Here is a 1,372-nt window from a genome sequence, read left to right as displayed (position 1 = left end):
GGTGGCGGTGCTCAGTGCCAACCGGGCGCCGTGGGTGCGCTCGCTGGTGTCGGGCACAGAACTGGTGCTGTCGTCAGCGCCGTCGTTCGTGATCGGCCTGGGGTTGTTGCTGGTGTTCGCCTTTGGCTGGCACCTGTTGCCGCCGTCCGGCTCCAACAGCTGGCAAGCCTTGATCCTGCCCAGCGTGGCCCTGGCCTTGCCGGTGGCCGCGGTGCTCAGCCAGGTGTTGCGCCAGGAACTCGAAGACACCCTCGAACAACCCTTTATCGCCATGGCCCGCGCCCGTGGCCTGTCTGAAACCGGGGTGCGCCTCAAGCACGCCTTGCGCCATGCGCTGGTGCCGCTGGTGACCTTGTCCGGCTTTGTGTTTGCCAGCCTGCTGGGCGGGGCGGTGGTGATTGAACTGCTGTTCTCGCGCCAGGGCATCGGCCGCCTGATGCTCGACGCCGCCAACACCAAGGATGTGCCGCTGCTGCTGGGGATCACCCTGCTGGCGGCAGCGATTTATGTGGTCGTGAACTTTCTCGTCGACCTGATCAATCACCTGGTGGACCCGCGAGCGAAAGCCGTGTGACGCCATCTTTTCGCAAGGACTTGCCATGACCGATACCACTTCCTACCGCGCATTGAAGGCGCGTTTCCAACCGCTGTTCGACCAGATCGCGACCGGGGCCATCGACCGCGAGCAGCACCGCGAACTGGCCTTTGACGCCGTCAACCAACTGCGCGAGGCGGGCTTCACGGCGCTGCGTGTGCCGCAGGCTTTGGGCGGCGCGAGCGTCAGCTTGCCGGTGTTGTTCCAGCTGTTGATTGACCTGGCCGAGGCTGACTCCAACCTGCCGCAGATCGTGCGTGCGCATTTCGGTTTTGTAGAGGGGCGCTTGTCCAGCCGCGACGCCGCCTCGCAGGATTACTGGTTTGCCAAGGTGGTGGCCGGGCAGTTGTGGGGCGCGGCCATGGCCGAGCGCAGCGACAGCAGCACCAACTCGGTGTCGCTGGCGCCCAACGACCCGCACAACGAAGACGCGGGCTGGGTGCTCAACGGCGAAAAATATTACTGCACCGGCACTATCTACGCCGATTGGGTGGCGGCGGTGGCGATGCACGACAAAGACTTTTTCAGCGTGGTGGTGGCCGTCGATGCGCCGGGCGTGACCCGTGAAGACGACTGGGACGGTTTCGGCCAGCGCCTGAGCGGCAGCGGCACCACGCGCTTCGACCAGGTCGCAGTGGCCCCAGAACACGTGCTGCGCCGTTTCAAACCCGGCGAGCTGCGCGCCGAATCGTACATCTCATCCTTTTACCAACTGTTCCATCTCGCCACGCTGGCCGGTATCGCCCGGGCCGCCTTGCGCGATGCCACGGCTTTTGC

At 65.1% G+C, this 1,372-nt stretch carries 2 protein-coding genes; both read left to right on the top strand.

Annotated features, from left to right (window positions below; genetic code table 11):
• A partial coding sequence (locus GHO25_RS25600) for an ABC transporter permease (protein ID WP_153393361.1) occupies window positions 1–574 on the top strand: 574 nt, incomplete at its 5' end.
• A 25-nt stretch (window positions 575–599) separates the two neighbouring features.
• On the top strand, window positions 600–1,372 hold a 773-nt coding region (locus tag GHO25_RS25595), incomplete at its 3' end, for an acyl-CoA dehydrogenase family protein (protein WP_178110249.1).

The sequence above is a fragment of the Pseudomonas sp. FSL R10-1350 genome, from assembly GCF_009600525.1.
Lineage (GTDB): Bacteria > Pseudomonadota > Gammaproteobacteria > Pseudomonadales > Pseudomonadaceae > Aquipseudomonas > Aquipseudomonas helleri.
The sequence above is the reverse complement of the archived record's forward strand: the minus strand, read 5'-3'. Positions and strand labels throughout refer to the sequence as shown.